Annotated in this window: 15 protein-coding genes and 7 tRNA genes; all 22 read right to left on the reverse strand. The window is 48.3% G+C overall.

Annotation, left to right across the window (positions count from 1 at the left end):
* Positions 1–33: 33 nt before the first annotated feature.
* The 22 genes from hisJ to FS628_RS28445 all read right to left on the reverse strand — a co-directional run bounded on the left by hisJ (position 34) and on the right by FS628_RS28445 (position 15,225).
* On the reverse strand, positions 34–858 hold the full coding sequence (gene hisJ / locus FS628_RS28340; RefSeq protein ID WP_145326400.1) for a histidinol-phosphatase HisJ: 825 nt from the start codon (positions 856–858) through the stop codon (positions 34–36).
* Positions 859–870: 12 nt separating this feature from the next.
* Positions 871–1,590: a bifunctional phosphoribosyl-AMP cyclohydrolase/phosphoribosyl-ATP diphosphatase HisIE gene (gene hisIE / locus FS628_RS28345; protein ID WP_145326417.1), complete on the reverse strand. Its 720-nt coding sequence runs from the start codon at positions 1,588–1,590 to the stop codon at positions 871–873.
* Between the two features lies 1 nt (position 1,591).
* Entirely contained in the window at positions 1,592–2,353 is a 762-nt protein-coding gene (gene hisF, locus FS628_RS28350) for an imidazole glycerol phosphate synthase subunit HisF (protein ID WP_145326401.1), read from the reverse strand.
* A gap of 30 nt (positions 2,354–2,383) precedes the next feature.
* A complete protein-coding gene (hisA, locus tag FS628_RS28355) occupies positions 2,384–3,118 on the reverse strand; it encodes a 1-(5-phosphoribosyl)-5-[(5-phosphoribosylamino)methylideneamino]imidazole-4-carboxamide isomerase (protein WP_047841450.1) in 735 nt (244 codons plus the stop codon).
* A gap of 294 nt (positions 3,119–3,412) precedes the next feature.
* Positions 3,413–4,039 carry an imidazole glycerol phosphate synthase subunit HisH gene (gene hisH / locus FS628_RS28360; protein ID WP_145326402.1) on the reverse strand — a complete coding sequence of 209 codons (627 nt, stop codon included), beginning with the start codon at positions 4,037–4,039 and terminating at the stop codon, positions 3,413–3,415.
* Positions 4,040–4,042: 3 nt separating this feature from the next.
* Entirely contained in the window at positions 4,043–4,672 is a 630-nt protein-coding gene (gene hisB / locus FS628_RS28365) for an imidazoleglycerol-phosphate dehydratase HisB (protein WP_197997954.1), read from the reverse strand.
* Positions 4,665–5,969 carry a histidinol dehydrogenase gene (gene hisD, locus FS628_RS28370; RefSeq protein ID WP_145326403.1) on the reverse strand — a complete coding sequence of 435 codons (1,305 nt, stop codon included), beginning with the start codon at positions 5,967–5,969 and terminating at the stop codon, positions 4,665–4,667. The genes hisB and hisD overlap by 8 nt, the downstream gene beginning before the upstream one ends.
* Positions 5,970–6,084: 115 nt before the next feature.
* On the reverse strand, positions 6,085–6,744 hold the full coding sequence (hisG, locus tag FS628_RS28375) for an ATP phosphoribosyltransferase (protein WP_062837770.1): 660 nt from the start codon (positions 6,742–6,744) through the stop codon (positions 6,085–6,087).
* 1 nt (position 6,745) lies between these two features.
* A complete protein-coding gene (locus FS628_RS28380) occupies positions 6,746–7,945 on the reverse strand; it encodes an ATP phosphoribosyltransferase regulatory subunit (protein ID WP_145326404.1) in 1,200 nt (399 codons plus the stop codon).
* Positions 7,946–8,348: 403 nt separating this feature from the next.
* Positions 8,349–8,891 carry an acyltransferase gene (locus tag FS628_RS28385; protein WP_145326405.1) on the reverse strand — a complete coding sequence of 181 codons (543 nt, stop codon included), beginning with the start codon at positions 8,889–8,891 and terminating at the stop codon, positions 8,349–8,351.
* The gene (gene ppaX / locus FS628_RS28390) at positions 8,888–9,544 is read right to left on the reverse strand and encodes a pyrophosphatase PpaX (protein WP_145326406.1); all 657 of its coding nucleotides are present in this window, start codon (positions 9,542–9,544) and stop codon (positions 8,888–8,890) included. The genes FS628_RS28385 and ppaX overlap by 4 nt, the downstream gene beginning before the upstream one ends.
* Before the next feature lie 6 nt (positions 9,545–9,550).
* Complete coding sequence (gene lgt, locus FS628_RS28395; RefSeq protein ID WP_145326407.1) at positions 9,551–10,576, reverse strand: prolipoprotein diacylglyceryl transferase; 1,026 nt, start codon at positions 10,574–10,576, stop codon at positions 9,551–9,553.
* Between the two features lie 120 nt (positions 10,577–10,696).
* Positions 10,697–11,635 carry an HPr(Ser) kinase/phosphatase gene (gene hprK, locus FS628_RS28400; RefSeq protein ID WP_091011999.1) on the reverse strand — a complete coding sequence of 313 codons (939 nt, stop codon included), beginning with the start codon at positions 11,633–11,635 and terminating at the stop codon, positions 10,697–10,699.
* Between the two features lie 420 nt (positions 11,636–12,055).
* Positions 12,056–13,180 (reverse strand): ABC transporter ATP-binding protein, encoded by a 1,125-nt coding sequence (locus tag FS628_RS28405; RefSeq protein WP_062837775.1) that lies wholly within the window; start codon positions 13,178–13,180, stop codon positions 12,056–12,058.
* A 103-nt stretch (positions 13,181–13,283) separates the two neighbouring features.
* Positions 13,284–14,480: a PucR family transcriptional regulator gene (locus FS628_RS28410; protein WP_145326408.1), complete on the reverse strand. Its 1,197-nt coding sequence runs from the start codon at positions 14,478–14,480 to the stop codon at positions 13,284–13,286.
* 143 nt (positions 14,481–14,623) lie between these two features.
* A tRNA-Lys gene (locus FS628_RS28415) sits at positions 14,624–14,696 on the reverse strand.
* 7 nt (positions 14,697–14,703) lie between these two features.
* Positions 14,704–14,789, reverse strand: a tRNA-Tyr gene (locus tag FS628_RS28420).
* 12 nt (positions 14,790–14,801) lie between these two features.
* Positions 14,802–14,874 (reverse strand) — tRNA-Phe (locus FS628_RS28425).
* A 21-nt stretch (positions 14,875–14,895) separates the two neighbouring features.
* Positions 14,896–14,973 (reverse strand) — tRNA-Asp (locus tag FS628_RS28430).
* A 9-nt stretch (positions 14,974–14,982) separates the two neighbouring features.
* Positions 14,983–15,058 (reverse strand) — tRNA-Thr (locus FS628_RS28435).
* 5 nt (positions 15,059–15,063) lie between these two features.
* Positions 15,064–15,139 (reverse strand) — tRNA-Val (locus FS628_RS28440).
* A 9-nt stretch (positions 15,140–15,148) separates the two neighbouring features.
* Positions 15,149–15,225 (reverse strand) — tRNA-Met (locus tag FS628_RS28445).
* Positions 15,226–15,334: the final 109 nt, after the last annotated feature.

A 15,334-nucleotide genomic window follows, 5' to 3' on the forward strand; every position in this document is an offset into this window, starting at 1 on the left:
GGTTATTTCCTACCCTCATTATACTCCACTGGCTTATACATTTAAAGGAATGAACGAGCGATGACGGCCTTCAAAAACAGCGACTTCCGTACAGCCCAGCTCACGCAAGAGAGCCTCTGCTTCAGGCAAGTAATCCCCCAGCTTCAGTGGGTCATGTGCATCAGAGCCCATGGTTAATGGAATACCCAAGCGAATAGCTTCCGTCAGCATCCTGCGACTAGGAAACATCTCTGCACACGGTTTCGATAACCCGGAAGCATTCAGCTCCATGGCGCAGCCACTTTTTGCAATAGCCTGCAGCGCTGCGTTCTCCAGTGAAATACGTTCTTCTGTCTGCTCCGCTGAAGGAACAAAGCCGAAGCGTTTAATGACATCCGTATGGCCCATAATATCGTACATGCCCGTGGCAGCTGCTTTGCTTACGGCATCGTAGTACTGACGATATACTTCAAGTACGTCTTTGCCCTCCCAATGATGGGTCTGGCGGAAGTCCGTAATGTCCCATTCCCCGAGGAAATGAACCGAGCCAATCACATAGTCCCATGGATAACGCTCAATGATCGCACGGATCTCTGCTTCCCAGCCTTCAATATAGTCACCTTCCAAGCCAACACGTACGTCAATCTGCCCACGGTAACGTTCTTTCAAGGAGAAGCACTCTTCCACGTAACGCGGCAGTTCATCCATAGGCATCGCCATTTCCGGATAATATTGAGCCGGATCCACATGCAACAAGGGCATGTGATCGGACAATCCAATCTGGGATAGCCCGATCTCCACACCGCGTTGCACGTATTCCTCCAGTTTGCCGACTGCATGTCCACACCGCTCATGGTGTGTGTGATAGTCTATACGCACGATACTCGCCTCCTAATCGCGGCGAGGCCGTTCATGACGGCGGCTCAGCTCTGACATAATGTCGTCCAGCGGCAGCTTACGCTCTTGTAAGAGGACGAGCAGGTGATACATCAGGTCACTGACTTCCAGGCGAAGCTCGTCATTATCTTTATTTTTGGCGGCGATGATCGTCTCGGACGCTTCTTCACCGATTTTCTTCAGGATTTTATCTACACCTTTATCAAACAGATACGTTGTATATGCACCCTCAGGGCGCTCACGTTCACGCTCTGCAATAACCGATTCCAGTTCAGCCAATACCTTAAAGCGACTTTCGGAACTGGAGCTTGCAGCATTCGCACCCACTCTATCCGAAGCCTTATCTGCCGATTTCTCTGGCAAACCAATAATCTCATTATGGAAACAAGTTACCGCACCTGTATGGCAAGCAGGACCATTTGGTTTGACCTCAACCAACAAGGTGTCGCCGTCACAATCATATTTCAGGGAAGTAATCGTCTGCACGTTGCCGGATGTTGCACCTTTATGCCACAACTCCTGACGCGAGCGCGACCAGAACCAGGTCTCACCGGATTCCAGCGACAACTTTAGGGATTCGCGATTCATATAAGCCATCATTAAGACTTCCCGTGTATCCACATCCTGCACAATTGCAGGAATCAAACCATCACTCCAACGAATGTGCTCCACAACCTGTTCCAAGGACAGCTGTTCCTTGATTTCATCGCTCACTTTAGTCACGGATCTCCACCCCTTGTTCTCTCAAATGTTGTTTTAGCACCGGTACGGCGATTTCTTTGTAATGGAAAATCGTTGCGGCCAGACCCGCGTCCGCTTTGCCTGAGGTGAATACATCATAAAAATGAGATTCCTTGCCCGCACCGCCCGATGCGATGACTGGAATACGCACAGATTTGGATACCGCTGCCGTCAGCTTCAGATCAAAACCGTCTTTTGTTCCATCCGCGTCCATACTGGTTAGCAGAATCTCTCCCGCGCCTAATGTCTCAGCTTGCTTAACCCATTCCAGTGCCTTGATTCCGGAAGGTTTCCGTCCACCATGCGTGTAGACCTCCCACTCGCCCCAAGCCTCGTTATACTTGGCATCAATCGCTACCACAATGCATTGCGATCCGAAGCGACGTGCGCCATCGGCAATCAACTGTGGATTAAGTACCGCCGCTGTATTCACTGCAATCTTGTCTGCCCCTGCACGGAGAATACGCTTCATATCCTCCACCTTGGAGATGCCACCGCCTACGGTGAAAGGAATAGCAATCTCGCCTGCCGTCTGCCGCACGACTTCTTCCATCGTTTCGCGACCTTCTACCGAAGCGGAGATATCGAGAAATACCAATTCGTCAGCGCCCTCGCGGTCATATAGCGCCGCCAGCTCTACCGGATCACCCGCATCGCGGAGATTAACGAAGTTGACGCCTTTGACGACCCGGCCGTCCTTCACGTCCAGACAGGGGATGATTCTTTTTGCCAGCATGCTACCTCTTCCTCTCTACCCGAATATCCTCTACTTGTTTACCGCACGTACTGCTTCAGACAGATCGATGCTTCCAGTATACAGCGCTTTGCCCACGATTGCTCCTCCAACACCATCATCGGCATGACGACTCAGACGAAGCAGATCATCCATTACACTCACACCACCGGAAGCAATAACCGTCCGTCCACTCGCCTTGGCAAGAGATACAATCGCTTCTACGTTAGGACCCTGCATCATGCCATCACGGGATATATCCGTAAAGATAAACGTTTCTGCACCATATGCCGCCAGTTCCTTCGCGAGTACCTCTGCCTGTACTTCAGATGTTTCAAGCCATCCGCGGGTTGCCACGTAACCATTACGTGCATCGATACCAATTGCCACTTTGTCCCCGTAACGTCCCAGTACTTCCTCTGTAAAAGCACGATCCTCAATCGCTGCTGTCCCAATGATCAGTCGGCTAACACCCAGACCCAGCAAACGCTCAACGTCCGCTACCGTACGAAGTCCGCCACCAACCTGAACGGGTACGTTCACAGCCGAGGCAATCCGTCCGATCAGTTCATCATTAACGGGATGCCCCGCTTTCGCACCATCCAGATCCACCAGATGGACGTATGTACCGCCTTGCTTCTCCCAGGATAGAGCCACTTGAACCGGGTCATCATTATACACGGTCTCCTGATTATAATCTCCCTGCACCAGTCTTACACATTTGCCGTCCCGGATATCAATCGCCGGATATAGGATAAAAGATGACATACAAGGCCTCCTGAATATTGATTAGATTTGTACGCTTATTACAAACTGACGATATGAATTCTATCGGTACGCTGGATTTCGTGCCCGCGTGTTTAACTTCAGGTATTTTATAAATTAGAAGAGACGAGCAATGCTCACATACCGGGTATGCTATGTTTAACACTTCGTAGCAGTGTATCACTCCGTCTCGGATCATATGAATTATACTCAGATCACACCTGTTTCTCTGGACTTGCGTAGACTATGTGTTCGCTCTCTTGCACCCGTCCTATTGTCCACGGATACCAGAGACATTTACCTTTGTACAGGCGCTCCTGTCAGAGCCAGAAAGTTACCGAGCAGCTTCATGCCAAGTTCGCCACTTTTCTCCGGGTGGAATTGCATGCCGAAGTTAGATCCTCTGCCTACAATGGCTGTAACCGGATGTCCGTAATCGGTCACTGCCAGCAGATCGTCCCTATTTTCAGTAAGTGCATGATAGGAATGGACAAAATAGACGTGACCTGCCTCAAGTCCCGTAAATAGCGGGTTTTCGGCGTGTAGGAATTCTAAACGGTTCCATCCCATATGAGGAACCTTCAGTTCTCCTGGTGCGAAACGCACCACTTTACCTGGCAGAATATCCAGTCCCACATGCTCGCCATGCTCTTCACTCGAGCTGAACAACAGCTGCATGCCCAGACAGATACCGAGCAGTGGCTTGGATCCGGCAGCGGCTTCCTTCACCACCGTATCTAGTCCACTCTCCCGCAGATGAACCATCGCATCACCAAAAGCACCTACGCCTGGCAGAATGACACCATCTGCGCTAAGAATCTTTTCCCGGTCACCCGTGACCAGCGCTTCGTAGCCAAGACGTTCGACCGCTTTGCCGACGCTGTGCAGGTTCCCCATACCGTAATCGACAATTGCAATCGCCATCGTCTACAGCACTCCCTTCGTGGAAGGCACACCCGTTACACGTGGATCAATCATCGTTGCCTCATCCAGTGCACGTCCCAATGCCTTAAAGATCGCTTCAATCATGTGGTGGGTGTTCTGACCATAATGTACGATGACATGCAACGTAATCCGAGCTTCCAGCGCCAATTTCCACAGGAATTCATGCACCAACTCCGTGGAGAAACTGCCTACCTGTTGAGAAGGGTATTCTGCACGGTATTCAAAGTGAGGTCGGTTACTCACATCAATAATGACTTGAGCGAGCGCCTCGTCCATCGGTACAAAAACACTGGCATAGCGCTTGATGCCACGTTTGTCACCCAAAGCTTCACGCAACGTCTGCCCCAGACAGATTCCGATATCTTCAACTGTGTGGTGATCATCGATGTCGATATCTCCGCGAGCCTGTACGTTCAGGTCGAATTGACCATGCTTCGTGAACAGATCCAGCATATGGTTCAGGAAGGGTACATCCGTTTCAATCGTAGATTGTCCAGTTCCATCTACAGTAAAAGCCAACTGGATATTGGTCTCGTTTGTTTTGCGGTCAACCTCTGCTTGGCGCACCGCGCCTTTGTTTTCAAGTTCCACACCATTATTTTGCTTATCCATTGTCTGATTCCGCCTTTCCTTCCTGTTCTAACCGTACAGCGATTGCACGGGCATGTCCCTCAAGACCCTCATGGCGGGCCAACTCTATGATAGCCGCTCCGTTCTGCAGCAGCGCTTCTTTACTATAATAGATCAGACTCGACTTCTTGATAAAATCATCCACATCCACCGGTGAACTGAAACGGGCAGTGCCATTGGTCGGAATAATATGATTCGGTCCGGCAAAATAATCCCCTACCGGCTCCGAGCTGTATGGGCCGAGGAAGATCGCGCCGGCATTCTCGATCCGGCCAGCGTAAGCCATCGGCTCCTGCACCATGATCTCCAGATGCTCCGGTGCGAGCCGGTTCACCACATCGATTCCCTCATCGATGGAATCGACTACAATAATCGCGCCATACTGCTCCACGGAAGCAGCAGCGATATCGCGTCGCGGCAGCACAGCAAGCTGGCGCTGCACTTCGCCCTGCACGGCTTCCGCCAGTGTGGCCGAGTTCGTGACGAGAATGGCCGATGCCATCTCGTCATGTTCCGCCTGCGACAACAGGTCTGCGGCGACATACACCGGATTCGCCGTATCATCGGCGAGTACCACAATCTCACTCGGCCCGGCGATACTGTCGATATCGACCGCACCGTATACCTCGCGCTTCGCGAGCGCCACGTAAATATTGCCCGGTCCACAGATCTTGTCGACCGGGGCAATGCTTTCCGTGCCGTAAGCCAAGGCGGCGATGGCCTGAGCGCCGCCAACCCGGTACATCTCGCTCACGCCTGCTTCCGCAGCAGCGACGAGAATGTACGGGTTAATACCTTCGCCGCCGTTCGTAGACGGCGGCGTCACGAGAACAATCTCCGGCACGCCTGCCACCTGTGCCGGAATCACATTCATCAGCACAGACGATGGATACGCTGCTTTGCCGCCAGGTACATAGACACCGACCCGCTTCAGCGGTCGGATGACCTGGCCCAGCAGGCTGCCGTCCGGCTGCCAATCCATCCAAGAGTTGCGTTTCTGCTTCTCATGAAACGCACGAATGTTGGCGGCGGCTTGCCGAATCGCCGTCACAAAGGATGGCTCCACGGCTGCATAAGCCGCCTGCAGCTCTTCCTGCGGCACGCGTAGCTCCGCTGCCGTCAGCTTCGTGCGGTCCAGCTGCTCCGTGTAACGCAGCAGGGCCGCATCTCCTTCCTGGCGAATGTCGCTGACAATGCGCCGTACCGTTTCATTTTGCTCTGGCGTACCATACTCTACTTCTCGCTTCAGATCAAACTCCCGTGCAGGTACAATTTTCATGCGTACAACCCCCTTATCCCCTATAATGCCTGCCTACTTATGGCTGATTCGTTTCTTTGTTAGTGTCCTTACCTCTGCTCTACATGTTTCTCATCTATGTTTCCGACGCAATAACTTATCCCCGAAGGCTTCCTGCCGAAATCTCATTCGATGCCGGAATGACCTGCTGAAGAGCATCACATAAAGCCTGGATTCGTGCATTTTTCATCCGATAACTTACCCGGTTGGCGATAAGACGGCTCGTAATATCCAGAATGCCTGTCATCTCCACAAGTCCGTTCTCGCGCAGCGTCTGACCTGTCTCCACCAGATCGACAATTCGGTCCGCCAGACCAATCAGGGGTGCAAGCTCAATGGAACCATTCAGCTTGATCACCTCGACCTGCTGTCCCTGCTCCCGGAAATACTGCGAAGCAATCCTTGGGTACTTTGTTGCGACACGTTGCTGGATACCTGGTTTCCAGTCCGGAAGTCCAATGACAGACATACGGCACTGAGCGATTCCCAGATTCAACAGTTCATACACATCCCGATTCTCCTCCAGCAGCACGTCTTTACCGACAATTCCGATATCGGCAACACCGTACTCCACATACGTTGGAACATCCACGGGTTTCGCCATGATGAATTCCATTCCTGCTTCCGGTACTTCAATGACCAGTCTGCGTGTATCGTCCACGTCTTCTGGAATATCCAGTCCCGCTTCACGGAACAATTTGGAGGCTTTTTTATAGATTCGGCCCTTCGGCATGGCCACCTTCAGAATATCCGACATCTCAGCGTCCTCCTTCTTCAGATCCGTAAGTAATAACCTGCTCAGCCTGAACAGTTGTTGCTCCACCCGATACAGCATTTCCCTCAGCTCCGTCTTTAGAAAGAAGGAGTGTCACTACATTTTGACCCATACTGCGTAATCTTGCCGCTTCTGTTAGTGCCTCTGCCCGACGTTTCGGGCTGTATTGGATAAGTATTGGTTTTTTCTCTTCAATGATAATGCCATGAACGCCATCAATAATCCGGTTGGTTTTCAGTGCAAATCCTGTAGCTGGTAACGAGCGCCCAAACTGTTGTAACAGATTATCATACCGTCCGCCGCTACATACAGGTGATCCCAGTTCTGCCGCATACCCTTCAAACGTCATGCCCGTATAATAGGAGAAGTCACCGATCATCGTCAGATCAATCAGTACATGCTCAGATACACCGTAAGCTTCCAACACTTCGAATACCGCACACAGATGTGCAATTGATTGAGTTGCTTCAGCGCTGGAACTTAGCTCTGCCGCATGTGTGCATACTTCCTTACCACCGCGTAGGCGCAGGATCGCTTCAAGCTGTTCTTTAAGCTTAGGCTCCAGATTCAATGCTTCAATTGACTGGCGGTAGCCGACATAATCCCGTCCGAGCAGACCTTCCTTCAATTGCTCCTGCTCAGCGGTCTGACCTGGAATTACTTCCTCCAGTAATCCGTTCAGGAATCCCATATGCCCCATTGCTATTTTAAAAGAAGACACGCCCGCTGCCTGCAAAGAGGCAATTGCTAACGCAACAACTTCTGCATCCGCTTCAGGTGAGTCGTCCCCGACCAGCTCCACGCCTGTCTGGAAGAATTCCGCCTCACGTCCAGCTTCCTCTTCAATGGAACGGAATACGTTGGCATGATAGGATAAACGCAGCGGTAACTGCTCATCTTTGAGCATGGACGAAACTACGCGTGCAATCGGAGCCGTTAGATCCGATCTCAGCACCAGCGTGGTTCCGCGGCTGTTCAATAATTTAAATAATTTTCGGTCTGATGTAGAGCTTGCTACTCCTACGGTATCGTAATATTCAATCGTTGGCGTGATGATCTGACGGTAACCCCAGCGTTCCATACATTCCAGTACATTGCGTTCAATCGTCCGCAGCTTGGATACTACATGTGGTGTATAGTCGCGGAATCCGGTCGGTTTTTCAAAACCTTTTGGTTTGGACATTGGTAATATTCACCCCGAGTCAGTAATTTAAGAGTCGCACTCGTTCTATTTCAACAGGATTTATGTAGTGTAAATCCCCATTCTATCTTATAAACTTGAATCACCGTATTGCCGTAAAAAGCTTTCAACTATTGGTTTAGTTTAATCTTTATCATGTTTAATTCTCTTAAAATACTTTTACATGGTAAAGTGCTAACAAACTAAAGGATATGGGATATGATAACATGAAATCCGCATTACCGTCAACAATACCGAGGCTTGAACGTCCTTGGATGAACATATTATTATATACACGCACCGTTACCCTCACCAATCGGTATTTATATACGAAAAAAGCTGCCATCAGCAGCTTTTTACATCGAATCATCTTCATTAATTCATCTTGATTTATCACTTTATGGACTTAATGCACACTACCCTGAGAAGAATCATCCATGTTAAAGACAGTCTCTTCAGTAGAAGCTGCCGGACGTGATAAATCACGCAGTGGATTGCCTCCAACAAAAGCTCCTGGAGCAACATCCTTATGTACGACAGCTCCGGCAGCCACAACGGCTCCATCCCCTATAGTCACCCCGGGCAGAATTGTTGTATTGGCACCAATCAGTACATTTTCCCCAATAATCACCTCACCGAGCCTGTACTCCTTAATGAGATACTCATGAGCGAGAATCGTTGTGTTGTAACCAATGACCGAGTTTTCACCAACCGTTATTTTCTCCGGAAAGAACACATCTACCATCACCATCAGGCCAAAAGCTGTGTGTTTTCCCACCTTCATACCGAGCATACGGCGGTATATCCAGTTCTTCACCGATAGAATCGGACAGTAGCGTGACAACTGGATCCAGATAAAATTACGAACGCCCTTCCACGGACTCACTGTCTTGTAGATATGCCAAAGTGCATTCTGGTCCTCTACCGGATAGCGGGTTACTTTTCTCATGAACGTTCCGTTTCAATCCGGATGAGTTTCAACAAGTCTCTCATATCATGCAGCATGTGATCGGGGCCATATCCATTCAGGATCGTTTCCCCTTTCAGAGACCATGCAACTCCTGCTGAGAGAGCCCCAGCATTTTGTGCCGATTGGATATCCACCGGACTGTCACCCACCATTAACGTTTTGGCAGGATCTGCACCCAGTTCCGTCATGGCTTTCAGTACAGGTTCAGCGTGTGGCTTCGGATTCGTTACGTCGGTCACTGTTACAATCGTCTGCATGTACTTAAGCAGGTCAAAACGCTCAAGCACCTTTAATGTAGATGGACGAATTTTGGTTGTGACCACACCCATCACAATGCCAGCCTGATGCAGAGCCTCTACTACCTCAATAACATGTGGAAAAGGTCTAACCATCGCTTCATGATGGATATCATTATAGGCGCGGTAACCTTTCACGTACTCGGAGACTTCCTCCTGCCCTGAGAAGGTGCGCATTTGCTGCTCCAGTGTGCCACCCATATGCGGAATAATCTGTTCCCGTGTCCATGGAGCTGAATGCTCCCATCCCCCCATGACATGCTGGAATGAGCTGATAATCAGCTCATTGGTATCAATAATCGTTCCATCGAGATCGAACAATACCGTGTCAATCATGTTGCATTACTCCTTTTTATCATCAACTTGCTTCGGATCGTCTTTGGCTGGAGGCGTTACCTTATTCTCTTTGCCAGCAACCGTTCCCGTATGCTCCATATCATCTGCAGGAACTTTGGACGATACAATCGGATCACTGTAACGAACATCCGCTTTACCTGTCACTCTTCTCACCACAATGAATACAACAGCAACAATTATGATGCCAATAGCGAGCAGTTGTGAGATTCTCACGTTACCGTATGCAGGATCAAGATATCCTTGTTCGAAGCCCATTGCAGTCATTGGAGACCACAACCCGTCCACTAATGAAGCAACCCACTGCGGAGCCTGGAAGCCCAGACTGTCCGTACGCAAAGCTTCAATGAAGAAGCGACCGATAGAGTACCAGATGAAATAAGACATGAACAGTTCGCCTGAACGCAGAAACTTCTGACGACGCAGAACCAGCAGCAAGACCAGACCAACGAGACTCCACATCGATTCATACAAAAACGCAGGATGGTGGAACACACCGTCTATGTTCATTTGATTCACAATAAAGTCTGGCAGATGAAGCTTGTCTCTCAAAAATGATTCTTCCACGGGACCGCCGTAGGCTTCCTGGTTCACGAAGTTCCCCCAGCGTCCAATCAACTGTCCAACAATAAGTCCAGGCGCACAGATATCGGCCATACGCCAGAAGTTATACCCTTTACGACGGAAGAAAATAACTGCACAGATGATAGCACCAATAAGTGCACCATAGATGGCAATACCGCCATTCCATATTTTAAAGACATCCCAGAAATTATCCTTATAATCGTCCCATTTAAATGCTACGTAGTAGATGCGGGCGCCAATGATGGCAGATGGCACACCCAACAGAACCATGTCCATGAACACTTCCTGCGGGATATTGTATCTTTTACCTTCCCGGATCACGAGCAATAGTCCTACAAGTGCCGCGGCACCAAGAATAAGCCCGTACCAGTGAACCTTTAACGCTCCAATAGAGAACGCGATCGGGTTCAACAGTAATAATGTATCCATTCATTCACACTCCTATAAATTCGATCAATCGCACGCATGACGAAAGGTTGGCATGCCCTGCGCCTTCAGAGAAGCAGTACATGTCAACCATTTATCATAAGTTCAATTTATATATGCTTCTTAATCCATGTCTTCCATATCTTCTGAGATGGTTGCTGTCAATTTATTCGTGAATTGCAATGCAGCATTAAGACCCATCTGTTTCAGACGATAGTTCATGCCGGCCACTTCGATAATAACGGCCAAGTTCCGTCCCGGACGAACAGGAATCGTAACGAGAGGCACATCGGTATCAATGATCCGTGTTGTCTCTTCATCCAGACCCAGACGATCATATTGTTTATCCTGCTGCCATGCTTCCAGACGTACAACCAAGGTAATCCGTTTGTTATTACGAACTGCACCAGCTCCGAACAAAGTCATGACGTTGATGATGCCCACGCCTCGAATTTCGAGTAAATGGCGGATCAGTTCAGGTGCAGTACCGTGCAACTGAAAGTCTGATGTTTGGCGGATTTCTACGGCATCATCGGCAATCAGTCGGTGTCCGCGTTTAACCAGTTCAAGCGCTGTTTCACTCTTACCAATACCGCTACTACCTGTGATCAACATACCAACCCCGTATACATCACACAGTACACCATGAATCGTTGCAGTAGGTGCTAATTTGCCCTCCAAAAATCCGGTAATCCGGCTGGACAGAATCGTTGTTGCCATATTACTACGCAATACAGCCAGGTCCCGTTCTTCACTAATATCAATCAGTTCTTGCGGAACTTCAAGTCCGCGCGTTACAACGATACAAGGTGTCTCTTCCGTACAAAGACGTTGCATACGATCACGTCGTTCTTGCTCCGGCAACATTGCGAAAAAGGCAAGCTCCGTTCTTCCAAGCAACTGTACACGTTCTTGTGGATGGTATTCAAAATAACCGGCCATTTCCAGACCAGGACGGTTCAGATCATCTACCGTAATGACTCTTTTCAGTCCGTGAGATCCAGAAACAACCTCTAACTGAAACTGCTGTACCAATTCGGATACTTTCACTTTTTTCGCCATTTGTCTCTTCCTTTCAGCATTCGCTGTCCCTCTATGTAATTCAGATCGTGTATCAGTTCTTTCCATTATTAGCGCATTCACAACATGGGGTACAGATTGCATACCCTTCCAACAGTCAATTCTCTTAATGATAAGAAGACAGACCTTCAAATAATCTTAAATGAATTCCGGGCTGAATGCAATCGCGGCCTGCCACAACCATTAGTAAGAAAAAGTCTTCTGATCGAAGCAGTAACGGGGATGCTACATTCGTGGTTTAGTAGATTTCTAACGATCATCGAATCCTTCAGCCCCGTTGAAAACTTATAGATTCAATAATCTTAAAAAAGCCCCTTCCAGCAATAACGGAAGGGGCTCTCAATACAATGTATAATTGCGTTAACTGTCAGGTTCCATCGTCACCGAGGAATCTCAGTATTATTAGTCTTGAAGAAGTACGTTCACTTCAGTCTCTTTGTCAAAGATATGAACTTTGTTCATGTCGATGGCCATTTTAACTGTGGAACCATCACGAGTGTTAGAACGTCCGTCTACACGTGCGATCGTTGTATCATTACCAACACCGCTCAGGTAGAGGAGCATTTCGTGACCCAAGTTCTCTGTTACATCTACGTGAGTAGAGAATACAGAGTTCGGGGATGCTTCCAGGAATACTGGCTCTTCGTGAATGTCTTCTGGACGAACACCCAGAATCACTTCTTTGCCAATGTATCCTCTAGATTTCAACACTTGTGCTTTACCTTGCGGGATTTCAACGTCCACGCCTGGAGCTACGAAGTGCAAGTTAGCACCTTGCTCAGCCAGTTTACCCGAGATAAAGTTCATTGTCGGGGAACCGATGAAACCAGCTACGAACAGGTTAGCCGGCAGGTTATACAACTCTTCCGGAGAAGCTGCTTGTTGGATGATACCATCCTTCATAACAACGATCCGATCACCCATCGTCATAGCTTCGATCTGGTCATGCGTTACGTAGATAACAGTTGTTTCCAAACGTTTCGCAAGTTTAGTGATCTCTGCACGCATTTGACCACGCAGTTTGGCATCCAAGTTGGAGAGAGGCTCATCCATCAAGAACACTTGTGGATCACGGACAATCGCACGTCCCAAAGCGACACGTTGACGTTGACCACCGGACAATGCCTTAGGTTTACGCTCAAGCAAATGCTCGATATCCAGAATTTTAGCTGCTTCACGTACACGTTTGTCGATCTCATCTTTTTTAACCTTACGCAATTTCAAACCAAACGCCATGTTTTGATATACGCTCATATGCGGATACAGGGCATAGGATTGGAATACCATCGCGATATCGCGGTCTTTAGGTGCAACATCATTAACGACACGGTCACCGATATAGAGTTTACCTTCAGAAATTTCCTCAAGGCCTGCGATCATACGCAGTGTTGTTGATTTACCACAACCGGACGGACCTACCAGTACCAGAAATTCTTTATCTTTAATGTCCAGGTTAATGTCAACTACAGTTGCTTTATCAGAACCCGGGTATTTTTTGAAAATATGCTCTAAACGTACTCCAGCCATGATTGTTGCCTCCTCAGAGATCATTTTGTAATCGAATACAATTTGTATTTTTATAATACCCTATCTACGTGAGGTTTGACTATTCGCAAACTGCACAAAAATATCAATGCTTTTTCGTCACTTTGTACATTAGTAGTAAAAACTGCACTAGAACAGCACTTTCGAAGTGCCTCACATCATAGCCAATCTCCTGTTTGATCTTGTCCAGACGGTATACCAACGTATTACGATGAATGAAAAGTCGTTTCGCTGTCTCGCTGACATTACAGTCCAGGCTAAAAAAGGTCTCCAGCGTAGCAAGTGTCTCACTGTCATTGAAGATTAACGTGTCTTTGCCTGTTTCCTGTATAAAACGTATGCGTTGTTCATCTGGAATGCTCGCTACCAAACGCTCCAGATGCAGATCCCATGGAAGATGAATATGCTGCGTAACATGGAATGCTCTGCCCAAGTGAACACTTTCTTTAAGAAGAGCTGTGACCGATACTAGTTGTTGTGCCGGAATGCATGGTAGGGATGCAGAGAGATGGAACACACCTGCCCACTCACTTGCGACCAATTCATGCAACCCCAGACAAAAAGCGTTCAATGAATCCTTTTTGGCTTCCGTTGTATCTTCCTCGGCTTCTTCTGTAACAATCTCTTTATCCCCCATGAAAATCCACTCTTGCTCCCCTAAAGGAATCAATACAATCTCCTCGCCAAAATAACTCTCAAGCAACTTGTTGAGTTCCTTGGAACGTAAACGATGTGCATCCGGTGTATCCCCTTGGAGCAAAAACAGAATCTTCTCCGTATTCAACCCTGCCGCCACTACAAAGCGATCAGGAACAGCTTCAGCTTCCTTCTTGGTTGGTTGTTCGATCTGCTCTTTAAGCCAGAGACCCAATTCAGTTAGATACTGCTCTCTATCATTCTCATATACAACAGGCTGTGCCTCAGCAGTTAGTCCCGTGTTAGTACGGATTATAAGCTCAATCAATTGCCGTGTTTCCACAGTGATAGATCTTGCAGCGCATCCCCAACACACAACAGTCTCTTCTTTCTCATTCATCCGAACCTTAAAAAATATACGCTCTCCCGTATTCAGACTGATCACATCGGATAATGAATCTTGAGATCTAGATTGATCAGGTAGCTCCTGACTCTCCCCTTCATTACTAAAGGTCTCCGAATTTCCATGAAGAGCAACCAGATTCTCCACGGATTGCATCCATTCTTGTATTGTGATTTCGTATTCATCCAAAGTTGTACCTATAATGACTTCAATTTGTTGTTTTAGATCAGGTATGAGCTTCATATAATGAACGCCACCACTCTGCTTATTTTCTATTATTTTATCATATCTTGCGCAGCATTAATAAATATCCATATTCAGCTAAAATTACATAACAAAAAAGAGTGACTAATCAAATTAATGATTAATCACTCTCTTCTAAAAGATGAGTCATGAAGGGCTCGAACCTTCGACACCCTGATTAAAAGTCAGGTGCTCTACCAACTGAGCTAATGACTCATAAAACTGGTGGAGGATGATGGATTCGAACCACCGAACCCGTACGGGAGCAGATTTACAGTCTGATGCGTTTGGCCACTTCGCTAATCCTCCAAGGATTAAAGGTGGCTCGGGACGGAATCGAACCGCCGACACGAGGATTTTCAGTCCTCTGCTCTACCGACTGAGCTACCGAGCCATATTTAATTTTTAGGATTAATGGCGGAACCGACGGGATTCGAACCCGCGATCTCCTGCGTGACAGGCAGGCATGTTAGGCCAACTACACCACGGTTCCAGGCATTAATGGTGCCGGCGAGAGGACTTGAACCCCCAACCTACTGATTACAAGTCAGTTGCTCTACCAGTTGAGCTACACCGGCGTATATGGTGGAGGCTGAGGGGATCGAACCCCCGACCCTCTGCTTGTAAGGCAGATGCTCTCCCAGCTGAGCTAAGCCTCCTGGGTAATATGGTAGCGGCGGAGGGGATCGAACCCCCGACCTTACGGGTATGAACCGTACGCTCTAGCCAGCTGAGCTACACCGCCATATTAATTGTGTCTTGATTGCTTGTCCATCTTTAGGTAAAGATGGCGGAGAGAGAGGGATTCGAACCCTCGCACCGCTTACGCAGTCTAACCCCTTAGCAGAGGGTCC

Source organism: Paenibacillus xylanexedens (genome assembly GCF_007676705.1).
In the GTDB taxonomy this organism is placed as follows: domain Bacteria; phylum Bacillota; class Bacilli; order Paenibacillales; family Paenibacillaceae; genus Paenibacillus; species Paenibacillus xylanexedens_C.

Coding starts and splice junctions, on each gene's coding strand:
- hprK (WP_091011999.1), bottom strand. CDS start 11,635: ATGGCGAAAAAAGTGAAAGTATCCGAATTGGTACAGCAGTTTCAGTTA.
- lgt (WP_145326407.1), bottom strand. CDS start 10,576: ATGGATACATTATTACTGTTGAACCCGATCGCGTTCTCTATTGGAGCG.
- hisD (WP_145326403.1), bottom strand. CDS start 5,969: ATGAAAATTGTACCTGCACGGGAGTTTGATCTGAAGCGAGAAGTAGAG.
- hisG (WP_062837770.1), bottom strand. CDS start 6,744: ATGTCGGATATTCTGAAGGTGGCCATGCCGAAGGGCCGAATCTATAAA.
- hisB (WP_197997954.1), bottom strand. CDS start 4,672: ATGGATAAGCAAAATAATGGTGTGGAACTTGAAAACAAAGGCGCGGTG.
- hisH (WP_145326402.1), bottom strand. CDS start 4,039: ATGGCGATTGCAATTGTCGATTACGGTATGGGGAACCTGCACAGCGTC.
- FS628_RS28385 (WP_145326405.1), bottom strand. CDS start 8,891: ATGAGAAAAGTAACCCGCTATCCGGTAGAGGACCAGAATGCACTTTGG.
- ppaX (WP_145326406.1), bottom strand. CDS start 9,544: ATGATTGACACGGTATTGTTCGATCTCGATGGAACGATTATTGATACC.
- FS628_RS28380 (WP_145326404.1), bottom strand. CDS start 7,945: ATGTCCAAACCAAAAGGTTTTGAAAAACCGACCGGATTCCGCGACTAT.
- FS628_RS28410 (WP_145326408.1), bottom strand. CDS start 14,480: ATGAAGCTCATACCTGATCTAAAACAACAAATTGAAGTCATTATAGGT.
- FS628_RS28405 (WP_062837775.1), bottom strand. CDS start 13,180: ATGGCTGGAGTACGTTTAGAGCATATTTTCAAAAAATACCCGGGTTCT.
- hisA (WP_047841450.1), bottom strand. CDS start 3,118: ATGTCATCTTTTATCCTATATCCGGCGATTGATATCCGGGACGGCAAA.
- hisF (WP_145326401.1), bottom strand. CDS start 2,353: ATGCTGGCAAAAAGAATCATCCCCTGTCTGGACGTGAAGGACGGCCGG.